Source organism: Paraburkholderia susongensis (assembly GCF_900177725.1).
Taxonomy (GTDB): Bacteria; Pseudomonadota; Gammaproteobacteria; order Burkholderiales; family Burkholderiaceae; genus Paraburkholderia; species Paraburkholderia susongensis.
Window position 1 is genome coordinate 1 of sequence record NZ_FXAT01000003.1, and the last position, 16035, is coordinate 16035.

A 16035-nucleotide genomic window follows, 5' to 3' on the forward strand; every position below is an offset into this window, starting at 1 on the left:
GTGCCCGAGAGCGAGCACGCGGAGTTCGAGCGGTTTCGCGAAACGCTGGGTTATCCGCATTGGGAAGAGACGCAGAACCCGGTGTATCGGCTGTTTCTCGCCTGATCCTTCCGAACCGGAACGCACCCATGGCGCTTTCGCTTACCGACAAACTGGTGGTCGCCATCTCGTCGCGCGCGCTGTTCGACTTCGAGGAGGAGAACCATGTGTACGAGACGGGCGACCCGCGCGCGTACGAAGCGTTGCAGCGCGAGCGCCTGAACGTGCCCGCGAAGCCCGGCGTCGCGTTTCCGCTGATCCGCAAGCTGCTCGCGTTGAACACGGGCGGCCACCGCGTCGAAGTCGTGATCCTGTCGCGCAACGACCCGATCAGCGGACTGCGCGCGTTTCATTCGTGCCGCGAGCATGGGCTCGCGATCGAGCGCGGTGTGTTCACGCGCGGCCGCGCGCCGTTCGGTTATCTGAAGCCGCTGAACGCGGCGCTGTTTCTGTCCGCGAATCAGCAGGACGTGAGCGATGCGCTCGCCGCCGGCTTTCCGGCCGCACGCGTGTTGCCGGAATCGGTGAAAATGGCGAGTAAATACCCGGACGAAATCCGCATTGCGTTCGACGGCGACGCGGTCCTGTTTTCCGACGAAGCCGAGCGAATCTTCCAGAAAGACGGCCTGAGCGCCTTCGTCGGTCACGAGACCGACAACAAGCACCTGCCACTCGCGGACGGTCCGCTAAAGCCGCTGCTCGAAGCACTGCACGGGCTGCAAAAACTCGCGGATGCGGCCGCGCCGATGCGCATTCGCACGGCGCTCGTCACCGCGCGCTCGGCGCCCGCGCACGAGCGCGCGATCCGCACCTTGATGGCATGGAACATCGAAATCGACGAAGCGATGTTCCTCGGCGGCCTCGACAAGAGCGCATTTTTGCGTGAGTTCGAACCCGACTTTTTCTTCGACGACCAGATCCGCCACTGCGAATCGGCCCGCGTCGTAACGGCGACGGGGCACGTGATGAGTGGCATCGTGAATGCATCATGACACCCGAACAATCACCGCTCGGCAAGTCCTCGACTTACACCGAACAATACGACCCCACGCTGCTGTTTCCGATTGCGCGCAGGAACGCGCGCGAGGCGATCGGCATTAACGCGCAACTGCCGTTTTTCGGCACCGACATCTGGAACGCCTACGAGCTGTCGTGGCTCAACGCGCGCGGCAAACCGCAGATCGCGGTGGCGACGTTCTTCGTGCCGGCCGACTCGCCGAACATCGTCGAATCGAAGTCGTTCAAGCTGTACCTGGGCTCGTTCGCGCAGACCGCGTTCGAGTCGGCCGAGAGCGTGCGCGACACGATCAAGCGCGACGTGTCGGCGTCGTGCGGCGCGACGGTATCGGTTCATCTGGCGACGCCGCATGAGTTCGGCAAGCTGCGAATGGAAGAATTCGACGGCCTCTCGCTGGACCGGCTCGATCTCGACGCAAGCGCCTATCAGCCGGACGCGTCGCTCCTGAGCGCGGCGCACGACGAAGCGCCGGTCGAGGAAACGCTGTTCTCGAACCTGCTGAAATCGAACTGCCCGGTGACCGGCCAGCCCGACTGGGGCAGCGTGCAGATTCACTACGCCGGCCCGCAGATCGACCATGCGGGCCTGCTGCGCTACATCATCTCGTACCGCAATCACACCGGCTTTCACGAGCAGTGCGTCGAGCGGATCTTCGTCGACATCATGAAGATGTGCAAACCGCTCAAGCTCGCGGTGTACGCGCGCTATACGCGGCGCGGCGGGCTCGACATCAACCCGTTTCGCACCAACTACAACCTGCCGATGCCGGACAATCTCCGGCTCGCGCGGCAGTAGCCGTCAACCTGCGATAGTCGTAAACGCACAACGGGTGCGCGACGGGCTGTCATGCCCGTGGCGCACCCGCTGAACGAGGACTTCCTTCCGTACGAAAGGAAGGAAGCCCCCGGCATTAAACCGAGCCGCGAACTCAGGCCGCCGGCTTCTTGTAAGCGACGCAATCCACCTCGACCCTGCAGTCGATCACCATCGACGACACCACACACGCGCGTGCCGGCGGATTCTCTCCGAAGTACTCGCGGAACACCTTGTTGAACGACGCGAAGTCACGCGGATCGTCGAGCCACACGCCGCAGCGCACGACGTGCTCGGCGCCGTAGCCGGCTTCCTTGAGGATCGCGAACACGTTCTGGATCGCCTTGTGCGATTGCTCGACGATGCCGCCGTTGATCACCTCGCCGTTTTCCATCGGCGTTTGTCCGGACACGAACAGCCAGCCGTCCGCTTCGACCGCACGTGCAAACGGCATATGCTGACCGCCCGTTCCCTTTCCGCCTTCAACACCATATCGCTTCATCGTCACACTCCTTGAAAAGTTGCGCATGCGCGCGGCGCCCTCGCCGCGCGCATGCAATTGATCGATCAAAAAATCAGAACGCGCCCTGCGCATCGCCCTTTGACGGCGCGCCGCGCGTAACGAACCGGCCGGCCCGCTCGCCCGTCACGGCGCCGTCGCGATACGACAGCACGCCATTCACCCAGACCGCGTCGATACCGACCGCCGCCTGTTGCGGCTTGTCGAACGTCGCCGAGTCGTGCACTTTCGCGGGGTCGAACAGCACGAGGTCGGCGTGATAGCCGACATGCACCTCGCCGCGCTGCGCGAGGCCGAAGCGCCGCGCCGACAGGCTCGTCATCTTGCGCACCGCCTCTTCGAGCGGCAGCAGCCCAGCGTCGCGCACGTAATGGCCGAGCACGCGCGGAAACGCGCCCCACAGCCGCGGATGCGGCAGCGGATCGTTCGGCAGGCCGTCCGAGCCGACCATCGTCGCCGGATGCGAGAGGATGCGCCGCACGTCGTCCTCGGACATGTTGTGATAGACCGCGCCGGCCGGTTGCAGACGCTTGCCCGCTTCCTGCTGCGAGACGCCCCACTGCGCGGCAATGTCCTTCACGAGCTTGCCCGCCATCTCCGGATGCGGCTCGGACCACGTGATCGTGATGTCGATGTCGCCCGTCACCTGCTTGAGATCGAGCGTCGACGAGCTGCGGTTGTACGGATAGCAGTCACAGCCGACCGGCTGCATGCCGCGCGCGCTTTCGAGCGACTTCAGCACCTCGACGCTACGCCCCCAGTTCGCCGGCCCCGCGCACTTCAGATGCGAGATCACGACCGGCACGCGCGCGTGACGGCCGACGCGGTACGCCTCGTCCATCGCGTCGAGAATCGCATCGAACTCGGTGCGCATGTGGGTGGTGTACAGCGCGCCCGCGACCGCGAGCGGCTCGGCGAGCGCCATCACTTCCTCGGTCGGCGCGGCGAATGCCGAACCGTATGCGAGTCCGGAACTCAGGCCCAGCGCGCCGTGCGCGAGCGCTTCCTCGAGCTGCGCGCGCATGCCGTCGATTTCCTGCGCCGTTGCCGCGCGATCGAGCCGGTCCATCTGGTTGCTGCGCAACGCCGTGTGGCCGATCAGCGCACCGACGTTGACCGCCGGCCGCGCGGCGTTCACCGCGCTCACGTAGTCGGCGAAAGTCGGGTACTGGAACGCGTCGCGCTCGCCGAGCAGGTTCATCGGATCGGGCGGATCGCCCTTCAACGACACCGGCGACGCGCTGATGCCGCAATTGCCGACGATCACCGTCGTCACGCCCTGAGTGATCTTCGGCAGCATCTGCGGCGAGCGGATCACGTGCGTATCGTCGTGCGTATGCACGTCGATGAAGCCCGGCGCGAGCGCTCGCCCCTCGGCCTCGATCACCTCTTCGGCGAGCCAGTTCGACAGATTGCCGATCGCGGCGATGTGCCCGTCGCGGATCGCCACATCGCGCTCGACGGGCGGTGCGCCCGTGCCGTCATACAGTTGCGCGCCGACGATCAGCGTATCGGCTGCTTCGGGATGCGAATGCATGGATCAGTCTCCTAACGGTTGTCGTTCGCCGCCACCGCGGTGCGTATCCAACGCGTGCTTCATGCGGCGCAGCAATTCGCGGCTCTCGTCGCCCTGACTGACGGCAAGTTCGGTGACGAGCACATCGAGCGCCATCATCATCGCGTAACGGGACGACGACGGCTTGTAAATGAAATCGGTTTCGAACGCGACGATCGGGATCACCCAGTCGGCGAGCTTCGCGAGCGGCGACGCGGGCGCGGTCAGCGCGATCACGGCCGCGCCGTAGCTGCGCGCGATCTTGCAGTTCTCGACCATCTCGGGCACGCGGCCCGTGGTGGACAGCGCGATCACCACGCACTCGCGCGACACCGTGCTCGCGACCATGCGCTGCAACAGCCCGTCCTGATAAGTTGCGACCGGCCGGCCGAGGCGCACGAGCCGGAAGCGCATTTCGTCGGCGAGCGCGGTCGAGCCGCCACCCATGCCGAACACGTAAATCATGCGCGCGGCGCGCAGCGCGGCCGCCGCGTCAGAGAGCGGCGCCTGGCGCAGCAGCTGGTGATTGTGCGCGAGCGCGGTTTGCAGTTCGTCGAACACGCGGGTCGCGATCGGCTCGGGTGCATCGCCGGCTGCGCCGGGCTGCAGAAAGCGCTGACCGACCGCGGCCGCCTGCGCGAGCCGCAGCTTCAGTTCGCGCACGTCGCGGCAGCCCACGGCCTTGGCAAAGCGCGTGACGGTCGCGATGCTGACCTCGGCCTGCTGCGCGAGGGCGCCGATGCTCGCACGCGACGCGCCCGTGAGATCGTCGAGGATCAGCGCGGCGACCTTGCGTTCGGCCGAGCGCAACTCCGGCGCGCATTCGGCGATGCGTGCGACGATGTCGAAAGCGAGCGGCTCGGCGCTACTATTCATGGCAAGACGGGGGCTCGTGAAGGCCACGTGAAAGCCGTGGTACTAAATAACATTTTTCCGAACATCGTACTTTCTGTAACATGCTAAAGTCAAATCTGTTTTAATTTAACCGGTCGATGGAGCACGGAGACATGAAAGTTACAAACTATCAGGGCGCGGCGATTGATCCTCACAGCAAGGGCCTGGGCATGGTTCCGGGCGCGAGCATTCAACTGACGGACGCCGCGCGCCTCGAATGGAATCTTCTCAACGAAGACGTGAGCCTGCCGGCCGCCGTGCTGTACGCCGACCGTGTCGAGCATAACCTCAAGTGGATGCAGGCGTTCGTCGCGGAATACGGCGTGAAGCTCGCGCCGCACGGTAAGACCACGATGGCGCCGCAACTGTTTCGCCGTCAGCTCGAAACCGGCGCATGGGGCATCACGCTCGCCACCGCGCACCAGGTGCGCGCCGCCTATCACGGCGGCGTCTCGCGCATCCTGATGGCGAACCAGCTGGTCGGCCGCCGCAACATGATGATGATCGCCGAGCTGCTGAGCGATCCGGACTTCGAATTCTTCTGCCTCGTCGACTCGCCCGAAGGCGTCGAACAACTCGGCGAATTCTTCACGTCGGTGAAGAAGCCGCTGCAGGTGCTGCTCGAACTCGGCGTGCCGGGCGGCCGCACCGGCGCGCGCGACGCGGCGCAGCGCAACGCGGTGCTGGAGGCGATCGCGCGCTATCCGGACATCATCAAGCTCGCCGGCGTCGAACTCTATGAAGGCGTGCTGAAAGAAGAGCCCGAAGTGCGCGCGTTCCTGCAAGGCGCGGTCGCGGTGACGCGCGAACTCGTTGAGCAAGGGCGTTTCGCGCGCTCGCCGGCGGTGCTGTCGGGCGCGGGTTCGGCATGGTACGACGTGGTCGCGGAAGAGTTCGCACAAGCAACGCAAACCGGCAAGGTCGAGGTCGTGCTGCGCCCCGGCTGCTATCTGACGCACGACGTCGGCGTCTATCGCAAGGCGCAGACCGACATCTTCGCGCGCAATCCGGTCGCGAAGAAGATGGGCGAAGGGCTGCTGCCGGCGCTGCAACTGTGGGCTTACGTGCAGTCGATCCCCGAGCCGGATCGCGCGATCATCGGCCTCGGCAAGCGCGACTCCGCGTTCGATGCGGGCATGCCCGAGCCGGCGCGCCACTATCGTCCGGGCAACGAAGCGCCGCGCGATATCGCCGCGAGCGAAGGCTGGGAAATCTTCGGCTTGATGGATCAGCACGCCTATCTGCGGATTCCGCCCGGCGCCGATCTGAAAGTGGGCGACATGATCGCGTTCGACATCTCGCACCCGTGCCTGACGTTCGACAAGTGGCGTCAGGTGCTGGTCGTCGATCCGAAGTATCGCGTGAAGGAAGTGATCGAGACGTTCTTCTGATCGGACTGCGCTGCGCTGAAGCGCAGGCTTTGGAAACTGAAAAAGCTGTGGACCGATGGTCCACAGCTTTTTTATTGCGCCGCGAATATGCGGCAGAACTCAGGTGCAGTCAGGTGCGATCAGGCGCAATTCAGGCGCGTTGGGCCGCTCCGTCGCCGGCGGTTTCCGGCGCGGCCGCGGCGGCTGTGTCAGCGGCGCTCGCCGCGGCCAGCACGTCGCCGATCCGCGACTCGAGCATTTTCAGCGCACCCGACAGCGCCCCGATCGCCTCATCCGGCAACGCCGCCATCGTGTCGTGCAAAAACGCATTGCGGCGCGGCAAGCTCGCTTCGGTCGCCGCCTGGCCCTCCTCGGTCAGGCGCACGTTGGTCACGCGGTTATCGCGCGTGTCCATGCTGCGAGAGACCCAGCCCATGCCTTCGAGCGCCTTCAACTGCCGCGTGAGCGCACCTGGATCGACGCGCAACCGCTCGACGAGCCGCTTCTGCGACGACTCGCCGGCCTGGTCGTGCAGCGCGAGCAGAATGCGCCAGCGCGGCAACGGGTGCCCCACCTGTGCTTCGAATGCCGACATGAACGCCCGATACGTACGGCCGAATTGCTGCATCACGGCGACGCGGTCCTGTTCTTCCATGATCTGCCTGTCAAACCTCAAGTCCAAAAATCAGTCCGCGTGAATCACCGGTTCGAGCTTGCGTTGCAGCTTGATCGGCGGCACACGGCGGCTTTGCCACACCGACACCACGGCGATCACCGCGGCCATCGCGAGACCCAGATGAATCGCCGCGACCAGCGACTCGCGCGCACTTTCGAGCAGCATCGCGCCGTTGTGGCCGGCGTGCGTCAACTGGTCGACGAGCGTGGTCTGCGCATCGCGGTTGATGAGGATTTGCGGATCGCCGAGGTCGGCGAACCAGTGCGACGCGCCCGCGCTTTCGAGCGCGCTGCGCACGCCGCTTTTGTACATGTGGCTCACCAGCGTGCCGGTCAGCGCCGTGCCGATCATGCCGCCGATCATCCGCAGCGACTGCAGGAGCGCGGTCGCGATGCCGAGGTGTTCGCGGCCGGCCGTCTGCTGGGCGAAGATCGTCAGGTTCGGCATCACGAAGCCAAGCCCGAGGCCGCCCACCACCATGAACGACATCAGCACCCATTGCTGCATCGAGCGGGTCGCGACGACGACGCCGAGACACGACAGCGCCATCATCGCAAAGCCGACGTACAGCATCAGGTTCGGATTCTTCACACGCGACACGATGCGCCCGTTCGCGATACTGCCGATCGTGATGAACACGACGAGCGGCGTAATGACGAGCCCCGCCTCCTTCGGCGACATCCCGAAGCCGCCCTGGAACAGCAGCGGCGCGTAGAACAGCAGCGAGAACATCGAGAAGCCGCCGAGCACGGCCAGCGTGAACAGCGCGGCGAGACTGCGGTTGCGGAACATGTCGACTGGCAGAATCGCGGTCGGGCAGCTTTTTTCCCACTTCCACAATGAGATGGCCGACGCGATGCTCAGCGCGAGCAGCGCGAACGCGCTGAGCGTGACGCCGTGCTTCGGCAGCAATTCGACGAACAGTTGCAGCGAGCCGAGCGCGACTGCGATCAGGATCGCGCCGGGCCAGTCGAGCCGCATCTTGCCCTCGTGCTCGACGTGCCGCAGATGCGGCAGGAAACGCCAGACGAAAAACAGCGACAGCAGCCCGACCGGCAGATTCACGTAGAACACCGAGCGCCAGCCGTAGTACTGCGTGAGAAAGCCGCCGAGCGACGGCCCGACCGCGTTGGCGATGCCGAACGCCGAGCTCATCAGCACCTGCCAGCGCAGCCGCACGACCGAGTCGGGGAACAGATCGGGAATGCACGCGAACGCCGTGCCGACCAGCATGCCGCCGCCGATGCCCTGCAAGCCGCGCGCGAGCACGAGAAACAGCATGCTGTTGGCCGCGCCGCACAGCACCGAGGCACCGGTGAACACGACGATCGACGCGATCACGAACGGCTTGCGCCCGTAGTAATCGCCGAGCCGCCCGAAAATCGGCACGGTGATGACCGAGGTCAGCAGATACGACGTGGCGACCCACGCGTACAACTCGAAGCCCCTGAGTTCGGACACGATAGTGGGCAGCGCGGTGCCGACCACGGTCTGGTCGAGCGCGACCAGCATCGTGACGAACGAAATGCCGAGCATGGCCAGCAGGGATTCACGGAACGGTAGAACTTGCCCACTCGAATGGTGGGCGGCGGTATGGACAGCCATTTTTGATGGAGCAAAAGTTGACTCGTCAAGAGATTGGGAATCATACCACGGCGCGACGCTCTAAGCGGGACGCGCCGCGCGCTCCAGCGCGCCGCTAAACTCACCGAAAACATCTACGACACGACGCCAGGGAGGCTCATGCAGCCGAGTTCGCTCGCAGCACCATCCTTATCGGGGCAGGATCTGAACGCGCTGCGGCGCGCGAAGCGCCAGCTCGAAAGCCCCGCGCTCGCGATGAAGCTCGCGAGCATCATCGGTGCGCCGATCGAGAAACTGCTCTCGCGCATCCCGGCGTTCGCCAACGAAAAGGTCGCCGATGCGACACAGGCGGCATTGCGCAAATGCCTGTCGATCGCGCTGCGCACGCTCGGCCGGCGCGACGCGGCAAAGTTGCTCGCGCCCGACAAGCCGAGCAACCTGCTGCACAAGTTCGCGGTGGCGACCACCGGCGCGGCCGGCGGCGCCTTCGGACTGGTCGCGCTGCCGGTCGAGTTGCCGGTCACGACCACGCTGATGTTCCGCTCGATCTGCGACATCGCGCGCAGCGAGGGCGAGGACCTGACCTCGATCGAAACGCAGCTGCAATGCCTGACCGTGCTCGGCATGGGTAGCACGTCGAGCGAGGACGACGACGCCGACCTCGGCTATTTCTTCATGCGCGGCGCGCTCGCGCAGGCGGTCTCGAAGGCGTCGTCGGAAATCGCGAGCAAGGGCTTCACGACGCACGGCTCAGCGGCGCTGCTGCGCCTGCTGAATGCGATCGCCGCGCGCTTTTCGGTGCAGGTGAGCGAGCAGATCGCCGCGAAATCGATTCCGGCGATCGGCGCCGTGCTCGGCGCGATGGTCAACACCGTCTTCATCGACCACTTCCAGCAGGTCGCGCATGGACACTTCACCGTGCGCCGGCTCGAGCGGCAGTACGGTCAGGAAACGATCGAAGCCGTGTATCAGACGCTCGATGCCACGCTCGACGCCTGAGCGGCATGAGCGTCTTGCGTGGCGCGGCTCGTCGCGCGCCGCACGAACGCGGCCGCGCGGTCGAGCGCGCGGTTCGCCTCCGGCATGAACGGTGCGAACATTTGCCAGACGTGCGGCACCTTGTTCCACACCTCGCATTCGCAGTCGACACCCGCCGCGCGCGCGTTGTCGGCGACGCGCCGCGTGTCGTCGAGCAGCACTTCCGTGCTGCCCGCCATCATGCAGAGCGGCGGCAAGCCGCGCAGATCCGCGTAGACCGGCGAGGCGTACGGATGTGTGGCCGGTGTGTCGCCAAGATAGACCTTGGCCGCGCGCGTGAGCGCGGCGCCGCAGAACATCGGATCGACGCCGTCGTTGCCGCGGATGCTCGCGCCGGCCGTCGCGAGATCGGTCCACGGCGAGAACAGCAGCCCACCCGCGGGCATCGGCTCGCCGGCATCGCGCAACGCGACCAGCGTGGCGAGCGCGAGGCCGCCGCCGGCGGAATCGCCTGCAATCACGATCGAACTGGGCGCAATGCCCATAGCGAGCAACTGGCGATAGGCCGCGGTTGCATCGTCGAGCGCAGCCGGGAAGCGATGCTCGGGCGCGAGACGGTAATCGAGAGAAAAGAGCCGCACATCGGCGCGCGTCGCGAGCCCGAACGTCAGCGAACGATGCGTGAGCGGCGAGCAGAAGTAGTAGCCGCCACCGTGGCAATACAGCACCGTGGGTTCCATGCCGCCGGCCAGCGCGCCGTTTGCACGCTCGAGCCATTCACCGCGCAACGGCGCATCGTGCTCGCCGTACGTTTCACGCAGCTGCCAGCCGCGCGGCACGCGAGGCGACCAGACACGCTTCGCGGTCAGCGCGCGCGCCCGTTCGACATCGATATGCGGTTTGAGGGTTTCCGGCCGGAAGTGCCTGCGCAAATACCAGCATGCGAGCGCATTTTGCCAGCTCATCGGGACATGCTCCTTCAATGACGTCCCGTCATGGTACGTGCGTTGGCCGCGGTGCCGGTGGATGGCGGGTTCTAATCGCGCGGTGAGCGTACGATCGCCCGCGACCACGCCCCGCGCGGCCAGCCAATGCCAACGTCGATGCCAGCACCGCCTCAGGTTAGTTAGCCGGTAAAACCTGCCCGCGAATCTCGCCCGTTGGGTTTTGCGCGGTATGAACGTTGAAGTACCACTGCCCCGCCATCAGATCCGTGACCTGCTGTTCGCTCAGCTTTGCCATACCTTTGATCGGGCTCGCGAGCGCGCTCTTCTCGATCGGCACCTGGACCTTCGCGTTCTGTCCGACCGGCGCGGGGCCATGGAAATGCGCGGCGGTGGCCGGGCCGCTCAGGCCTTCATAGGTGATGGTCCATTGCAGCGATTGGGTCGACGTGTCGAAGGTCGCGTTCAGCATGCCGTGCCCGTGACTCACTCGCGGCGGCACTTCGCTCGACGGCTCGAGATCCGCCTTCAGTGCCACCGTATCGGCGAGCGCAACACCCGACGCCAGCGCCCACAACACGACGGCCAGATTCAATTTTCGCAGCGTAATCATGGTCTTCTCCGGACTTTTGAGGCGCCGCCACGGCGCACTTCGGCCGCGCGGAGTGCCTTCATACTAGTGCAAATCCGGCTAAGCCTGGGGATGTGCGCGGGTGTCCCGGCGATGCCGATCGAGCCTGGACGAATGTCGATTCATTACTATCCCTCGTGGCAAAAATATGCGATACGCACAGGTGTTCGCATAAACAGCCCTGAAACAAGGACTCAAATCCGCGACGTGCCTGCTTTGATCGATTTGCTCAAACAGTGAATTGCGCAATCTGTAATGAATAAATGACACTATCTCGATTATGCTTCTGTTTGCGAGAAGTGACTCCTTCATCGAAGGAAGTCTCCAAATTTTCAACGCGGCTTCGGCCGCGTTTTTTTTCGTCCTCTGCGTTTGATTACCGCTGATTTCCGCTGATTCGCGCTCTTTTAATTCGCGCTCTTTTTGCGCGGCGATACGCTACGCGAGCAGCGCCGCCTGCTGTTCGATGCCGTCCATCATCGCCTCGCACTCGCGGATCAACACCAACCCGTCATTGCGCAAACGCTCCGGTGTCTTTACGGCAATGTCGCGGCGATATTCGTCGAGCGCGTGAAGGAGCGGCGGATACTGCAACACGCTCGCCGCGCCCCACACCCGATGCAGCCACTCGCGCACGCGCACGATCTCCGCGCCGTCGAGCAAGGACGTCAGCGATTTCATGTCGTCGCGCATGGACGAAACGAACGAGTCGAGCAACGCCTTGACCGTCGATTCGCTCCCCCACAATTGCGCCATTTGACCGAGGTCGACTGGAATGAACGGTTCCGCGCCACCTTGCTGAACCGATACTCCCTCGATGTGTGGCTTCGCGATCGTTTCCGCAGGCGCGGCTTGCCAGGCGCTGTCGGTGCCGAACCAGCGGCTCAGGTAGTCGCGCAAGGTGGCAAGCCGCGTCGGCTTGACGAGACTGTCGTCCATGCCTGCTTCGCGGCACAGACCGAGGTCGTCGGGCGCGGTGTTCGCCGTAATGCCCAGAATCGGCAGACGATGCGCGCCACCGCGCCGCATCTCTGCTTCGCGGATGCACCGTGTGAGTTCGTAGCCGTTCAGATTCGGCATGTGACAGTCCGTGAGCAGGCAGCCGTAGTTCGTATGCTCGAGCGCGGCGAGCGCCTCCACCCCGTCGTTCGCGACATCGCACGCAAAACCGAGCAAAGCCAGTTGATGGCGGATCAGTTCCTGATTGACCGGATGGTCTTCCGCAACGAGAATCAGCCGCCCGCTCGCGATGGCGCGCTCGCGATCGGGCGGCGTCGCGACGCCTTCAGTCGTATGCGGACCGCCCGGCACGTCCGCCGCGCGCGGCGCCATCGCAGCGAGGCCCGTCGTCGCGGCGGCGCACGCGACGCCGAGGCCGCGCCACGAAATCGGATTGATGCTCACGCGCACCGTATCGTCGAGAATGCGGTAGCCCGTGGGCTTCGATTTTTCGGTCAGCGTGATGATGCGTGCGCGCGCGCCGGGATCCACGGGCAGCACTAAGTCCTCACCAACGAATAGCAGGTCCGCACCTGCCAGCGCAGCGCGTTTGCGCGCTTGCGGCGCCTCGGGCGCAATACTGCGCAGCTCGAGCCCAAGGGCCTTGCCGAAGTGCGCCAGCGCCCGGCCGATGCGCGGGTCGCTCACGATCACGACGCAGCGCTTGCCGCGCAAGCCGTTGACCGAATAGCGCTGCGCGACGACGGGCAGCGTGAGCCGCACGATCATGTTCGTGCCGCAACCGGGTTCGCTGCGCAGCGTGAGCGTGCCATTCATCAATTCGATCAGCTTGCGGCAGATCGTCAGGCCCAGACCTGTGCCGCCGAAGCGCCGCGTGGTGGACGATTCGGCCTGCACAAACGGCTCGAACAGACTGACTTGCACGTCGGACGCGATGCCGATGCCGGTGTCGTGCACGCTCATTTCGAGCGTCTGCGCGAGTTTGCGCGAGGCGCCGCCGCGCGCGAGAACCGACACGCTCACACCGACCTCGCCTTTCGGCGTGAACTTGATCGCATTGCCGAGCAGATTGAACAGGATCTGCCGCAAGCGCACGCTATCGCCGCGCAGCGTGGCGGCGACGTCCGCCGCAATCTCCACGCGCACCTTGAGCCCTTTTTCATGGGCTCGCCCGGCAAGCAGGCCGACCGCGTTATCGACGAGTTCGCGCAGGTCGATGGGCTCGGCTTCGAGCGCGAGCCGCCCCGCTTCGATTTTCGAATAGTCGAGCAGGTCGTCGAGAATCTGCAGCAGCGCGCCCGCCGACTCGTGAATCATGCCGAGCATTTCGCCTTGGTCCGTGCTGAGCGGCGTGCTCTCCAGCACTTCGACAAGGCCGAGCACACCGTTCATCGGCGTGCGGATTTCGTGGCTCATCATCGCGAAGAAGTTGTCTTTCGCGCGCGCGGCCGCCTCGGCCAAGTCGCGGGCGCGCGCCAGTTCCTCGGAGCGCGCGTGCTCCACGCTCGCATCGACCCAGTAGCCGCTCCAGACGACGCTGCCATCCGCTTCGCGGCGCGGCACGAGTTCAGCACGCATCCACTTGAGCTGCCCGCCGCTCCTGAGGCGAAACTCCGTGTGCACCGGCGTTTCGCAACGGGCGGAGTGCTCCAGTTCGGCGAGCACGAGCGGCCGGTCCTGCTCCGACACGCGCTCAAAGTCGACCCAGCTATGCTGACCCGGCGACACGCCGCCGTCGCCGAGCAGATGCCCGGTGTCGCCGCCGATATACGGAAACGAATACGCGCCGGCCGGCGTGCGCCGCAACTGGAATACGACGGCCGGCAACGAGCGCGTGACGTCGAACAGGCGCCGCTCGGTTTCGCGCGCGAGCATTTCGGCACGCCGGATGTCGGTGATGTCGACCATCGTGCCGAGAACGCATACCGGCTGGCCGTCGTTGCCGTTGCAGACGCTCGTCCAGAAGAGCCCGTGCCGCGTTTCACCCGCGCTGCCCTCGAATTGCAGCTCGACCTTCGCGATGCCCTCGCCGCGCAGGATCTCGCGCGTCATGTCGTCGAGCATGCGGCTGTTCGCCTCGCCCCACGTGCCCACCTCCGCCGTGGTGTGCCCGAGAACAGCCTCCCGGCTCATTCCGCACGCTTTTTCATAGGCTTCGTTGATCGCGATGTAGCGCCCGTCCAGATCTTTCGCGACGAGCGGATAGGGCACCGTCTTCATCATCGTTTCCTGGAAGTTGAGTTGCAGCGCGAGTTCGCGCTCGGTTTGCTTGCGCAGCCTGACTTCGCGTTGCAGCAGCAGGTAGGCGCGCAACGTGACCAGCAGCACGACGCCAATGCCGATCAACACCGGCAGCAGCCGCATCGCCGTCACGCTCCAGACCCTTTCGCTCGACGCAACGGGGCTCATCCACTTCTGCCGGATGCGCTGCTTTTCAGTGGCCGGCATCGCCTGCAAAGCGCGGTCGATCAGTTTGACGAGCGGGTTCAGGTCCTGACGCACCGCGAAATACAGCGAGTCGGATTCGCCGAGCGTGCCGAGCACCGTGAGCAGGCCCGCATAGTGCTGCTGAAGCTGCGCATTGATGGCGGCCGCGTTGCCGACCAGTATGTCTGCCTCGCCGCTCGCGACCCTTCGCAGCGCGTCGCCGAGGCTGGCTGCGACGACGATGTGGTCGGCCGGCACGGCTGCGAGCGCCAGCAGCGCCGAGCCGCCCACATGCGGCGCAATGACGGTGCGGCACGACGCGAAATCGCCGAACGAACACGCGGGCGGTGCGCCGCTGCGCCCGACGATCACCATTGGATCGCTCTCGTAGACGCGGCTATGCCCGGTGCCTTCGAGAAGCGGGCCGTGGCTCGACGCCGTGGCGAGAATCGCGAGGTCGCCGCGCTGGAACGCCGCGACGGTGGCCGGCCAGCCGGTCATGCTCGCGCGCTTGAACACGACGCCAAGCGTGCTGCTCAGATACGCGAGGTAGTCGGCGCTCAGGCCGACGGAATGGCCCTCGTCGTCGACATAGCTGAACGGCGGCCAGTCGCTGTCGAAACCGACCTGCAACGGCGGCAACGAGCGAAGCCAGCTCTTCTCCTGCGGCGTGAGAGTAAAGCCGGGCGCCGCTGATGCCGGTGCAGCACTGAAGTTGCCGGAAAGCCAGCGAGCGCGAATTGCCGCGGCCTCCACTGGATTCATCGACGCGAGCGCGCGGTTCAGATGATCGCGCAACGCAATCCGGTCGAGCGGAAGGCCGAAGCGCAGGTCGAGCGCCTTGCCGCCCTGCTCGAACGCCACACGCAGGCCGCGAAACTCGCCGGTAGCCAGTTCGAACTGCACGACGGGCGTGAAGCCGAAGTAGATGTCGGCATCGCCGTGCAGAACTGCGGCAAGTGCCTCGCGCGTGGTCGCGAATGGAATGATTGCTGCGCGCGGAAAACCCTCGCGCAGCGAGCGCTCGCGCGCGAACCCCCGCTCTATCGCGATACGCGCTCCGAAGAGCCCGGCGGGGCTCGTATGACGGTCGTCGTCGCGCCGCACGACCGCCGACGCGAACGAGCGGAAATACGGCGCCGTAAAGCTCAGGCAGCGCTCGCGCTCGGGCGTGCGGGCAACGCTCATCACCAGATCGACGTTACCGGCGCACGCCGCGGCAAGCAGTTGCGCCATGTCGGGAAAAGTCCTCGCCTCGATGACGACGTTCGGCCCCACGAGCGCGCGCAACAGATCGCCGCTCACACCGGTGAGCCGCTCGCCCTGCAGGACGTCGAACGGCGGCCAGCCTTCGGCGAGTACACCGACGGTCAGTTTGGCGGGGGTGTCGGCGAGGTGGGTCGGGGGATAGGTTGCGGAATGGGTGGTGGAAGAAGCTGTGGAAGAAGCAGTGGAACGAGCAGCCGGCAACGCGGACGCCCGAGGTGCATGCGACACCTGCGACGCGCCGCGAGACGTTCCGACCATGCCGGTCGCAAACCCTGCCGCCGCGAGCACTGCCACCGCGAGGCATGACGCGAGCAGATGCCGCGGCGAACGCCGTAGCCCGAGCATTGCCGCCATGAT

12 protein-coding genes are annotated in these 16035 nt (G+C 65.4%); 4 read left to right on the forward strand and 8 right to left on the reverse strand.

Annotated elements, in window-relative coordinates:
* Nucleotides 1-128: 128 nt before the first annotated feature.
* Together B9Z01_RS09105 and queF are read left to right on the forward strand one after the other, a co-directional pair.
* On the forward strand, nucleotides 129-1031 hold the full coding sequence (locus B9Z01_RS09105) for a 5'-nucleotidase (RefSeq protein ID WP_085482128.1): 903 nt from the start codon (nucleotides 129-131) through the stop codon (nucleotides 1029-1031).
* Nucleotides 1028-1852, forward strand: a complete 825-nt coding sequence (queF, locus tag B9Z01_RS09110) for an NADPH-dependent 7-cyano-7-deazaguanine reductase QueF (protein ID WP_085482130.1) — start codon at nucleotides 1028-1030, stop codon at nucleotides 1850-1852. The genes B9Z01_RS09105 and queF overlap by 4 nt, the downstream gene beginning before the upstream one ends.
* 133 nt (nucleotides 1853-1985) lie before the next feature.
* On the opposite strand, the gene B9Z01_RS09115 is transcribed toward queF, so the two are convergent.
* From B9Z01_RS09115 to B9Z01_RS09125, 3 genes are all read right to left on the reverse strand, one after another.
* The gene (locus tag B9Z01_RS09115; protein WP_064265547.1) at nucleotides 1986-2372 is read right to left on the reverse strand and encodes a RidA family protein; all 387 of its coding nucleotides are present in this window, start codon (nucleotides 2370-2372) and stop codon (nucleotides 1986-1988) included.
* A gap of 73 nt (nucleotides 2373-2445) precedes the next feature.
* On the reverse strand, nucleotides 2446-3927 hold the full coding sequence (locus B9Z01_RS09120; RefSeq protein ID WP_085482132.1) for an N-acyl-D-amino-acid deacylase family protein: 1482 nt from the start codon (nucleotides 3925-3927) through the stop codon (nucleotides 2446-2448).
* 3 nt (nucleotides 3928-3930) lie between these two features.
* Nucleotides 3931-4821: a MurR/RpiR family transcriptional regulator gene (locus B9Z01_RS09125; protein ID WP_085482134.1), complete on the reverse strand. Its 891-nt coding sequence runs from the start codon at nucleotides 4819-4821 to the stop codon at nucleotides 3931-3933.
* A 131-nt stretch (nucleotides 4822-4952) separates the two neighbouring features.
* Here B9Z01_RS09125 and B9Z01_RS09130 point away from each other — a divergent pair, with 131 nt between their 5' ends.
* Nucleotides 4953-6230 carry an amino acid deaminase gene (locus tag B9Z01_RS09130; RefSeq protein WP_085482136.1) on the forward strand — a complete coding sequence of 426 codons (1278 nt, stop codon included), beginning with the start codon at nucleotides 4953-4955 and terminating at the stop codon, nucleotides 6228-6230.
* Between the two features lie 130 nt (nucleotides 6231-6360).
* On the opposite strand, the gene B9Z01_RS09135 is transcribed toward B9Z01_RS09130, so the two are convergent.
* Both B9Z01_RS09135 and B9Z01_RS09140 read right to left on the reverse strand, forming a co-directional pair.
* A complete protein-coding gene (locus B9Z01_RS09135) occupies nucleotides 6361-6864 on the reverse strand; it encodes a MarR family winged helix-turn-helix transcriptional regulator (RefSeq protein ID WP_085482138.1) in 504 nt (167 codons plus the stop codon).
* Between the two features lie 30 nt (nucleotides 6865-6894).
* On the reverse strand, nucleotides 6895-8490 hold the full coding sequence (locus B9Z01_RS09140; RefSeq protein WP_085482140.1) for an MDR family MFS transporter: 1596 nt from the start codon (nucleotides 8488-8490) through the stop codon (nucleotides 6895-6897).
* Between the two features lie 138 nt (nucleotides 8491-8628).
* On the opposite strand from B9Z01_RS09140, the gene B9Z01_RS09145 reads away from it, so the two are divergent.
* Nucleotides 8629-9468 carry an EcsC family protein gene (locus B9Z01_RS09145; RefSeq protein WP_085482142.1) on the forward strand — a complete coding sequence of 280 codons (840 nt, stop codon included), beginning with the start codon at nucleotides 8629-8631 and terminating at the stop codon, nucleotides 9466-9468.
* Here B9Z01_RS09145 and B9Z01_RS09150 read toward each other — a convergent pair.
* From B9Z01_RS09150 to B9Z01_RS09160, 3 genes are all read right to left on the reverse strand, one after another.
* Nucleotides 9438-10412: an alpha/beta hydrolase gene (locus B9Z01_RS09150; RefSeq protein WP_085482144.1), complete on the reverse strand. Its 975-nt coding sequence runs from the start codon at nucleotides 10410-10412 to the stop codon at nucleotides 9438-9440. The two genes, B9Z01_RS09145 and B9Z01_RS09150, sit on opposite strands and share 31 nt — an antisense overlap.
* A gap of 157 nt (nucleotides 10413-10569) precedes the next feature.
* Nucleotides 10570-11004, reverse strand: a complete 435-nt coding sequence (locus tag B9Z01_RS09155; protein WP_085482146.1) for a CHRD domain-containing protein — start codon at nucleotides 11002-11004, stop codon at nucleotides 10570-10572.
* 456 nt (nucleotides 11005-11460) lie between these two features.
* Complete coding sequence (locus B9Z01_RS09160) at nucleotides 11461-16023, reverse strand: ATP-binding protein (protein WP_244195970.1); 4563 nt, start codon at nucleotides 16021-16023, stop codon at nucleotides 11461-11463.
* Nucleotides 16024-16035 lie beyond the last annotated feature (12 nt).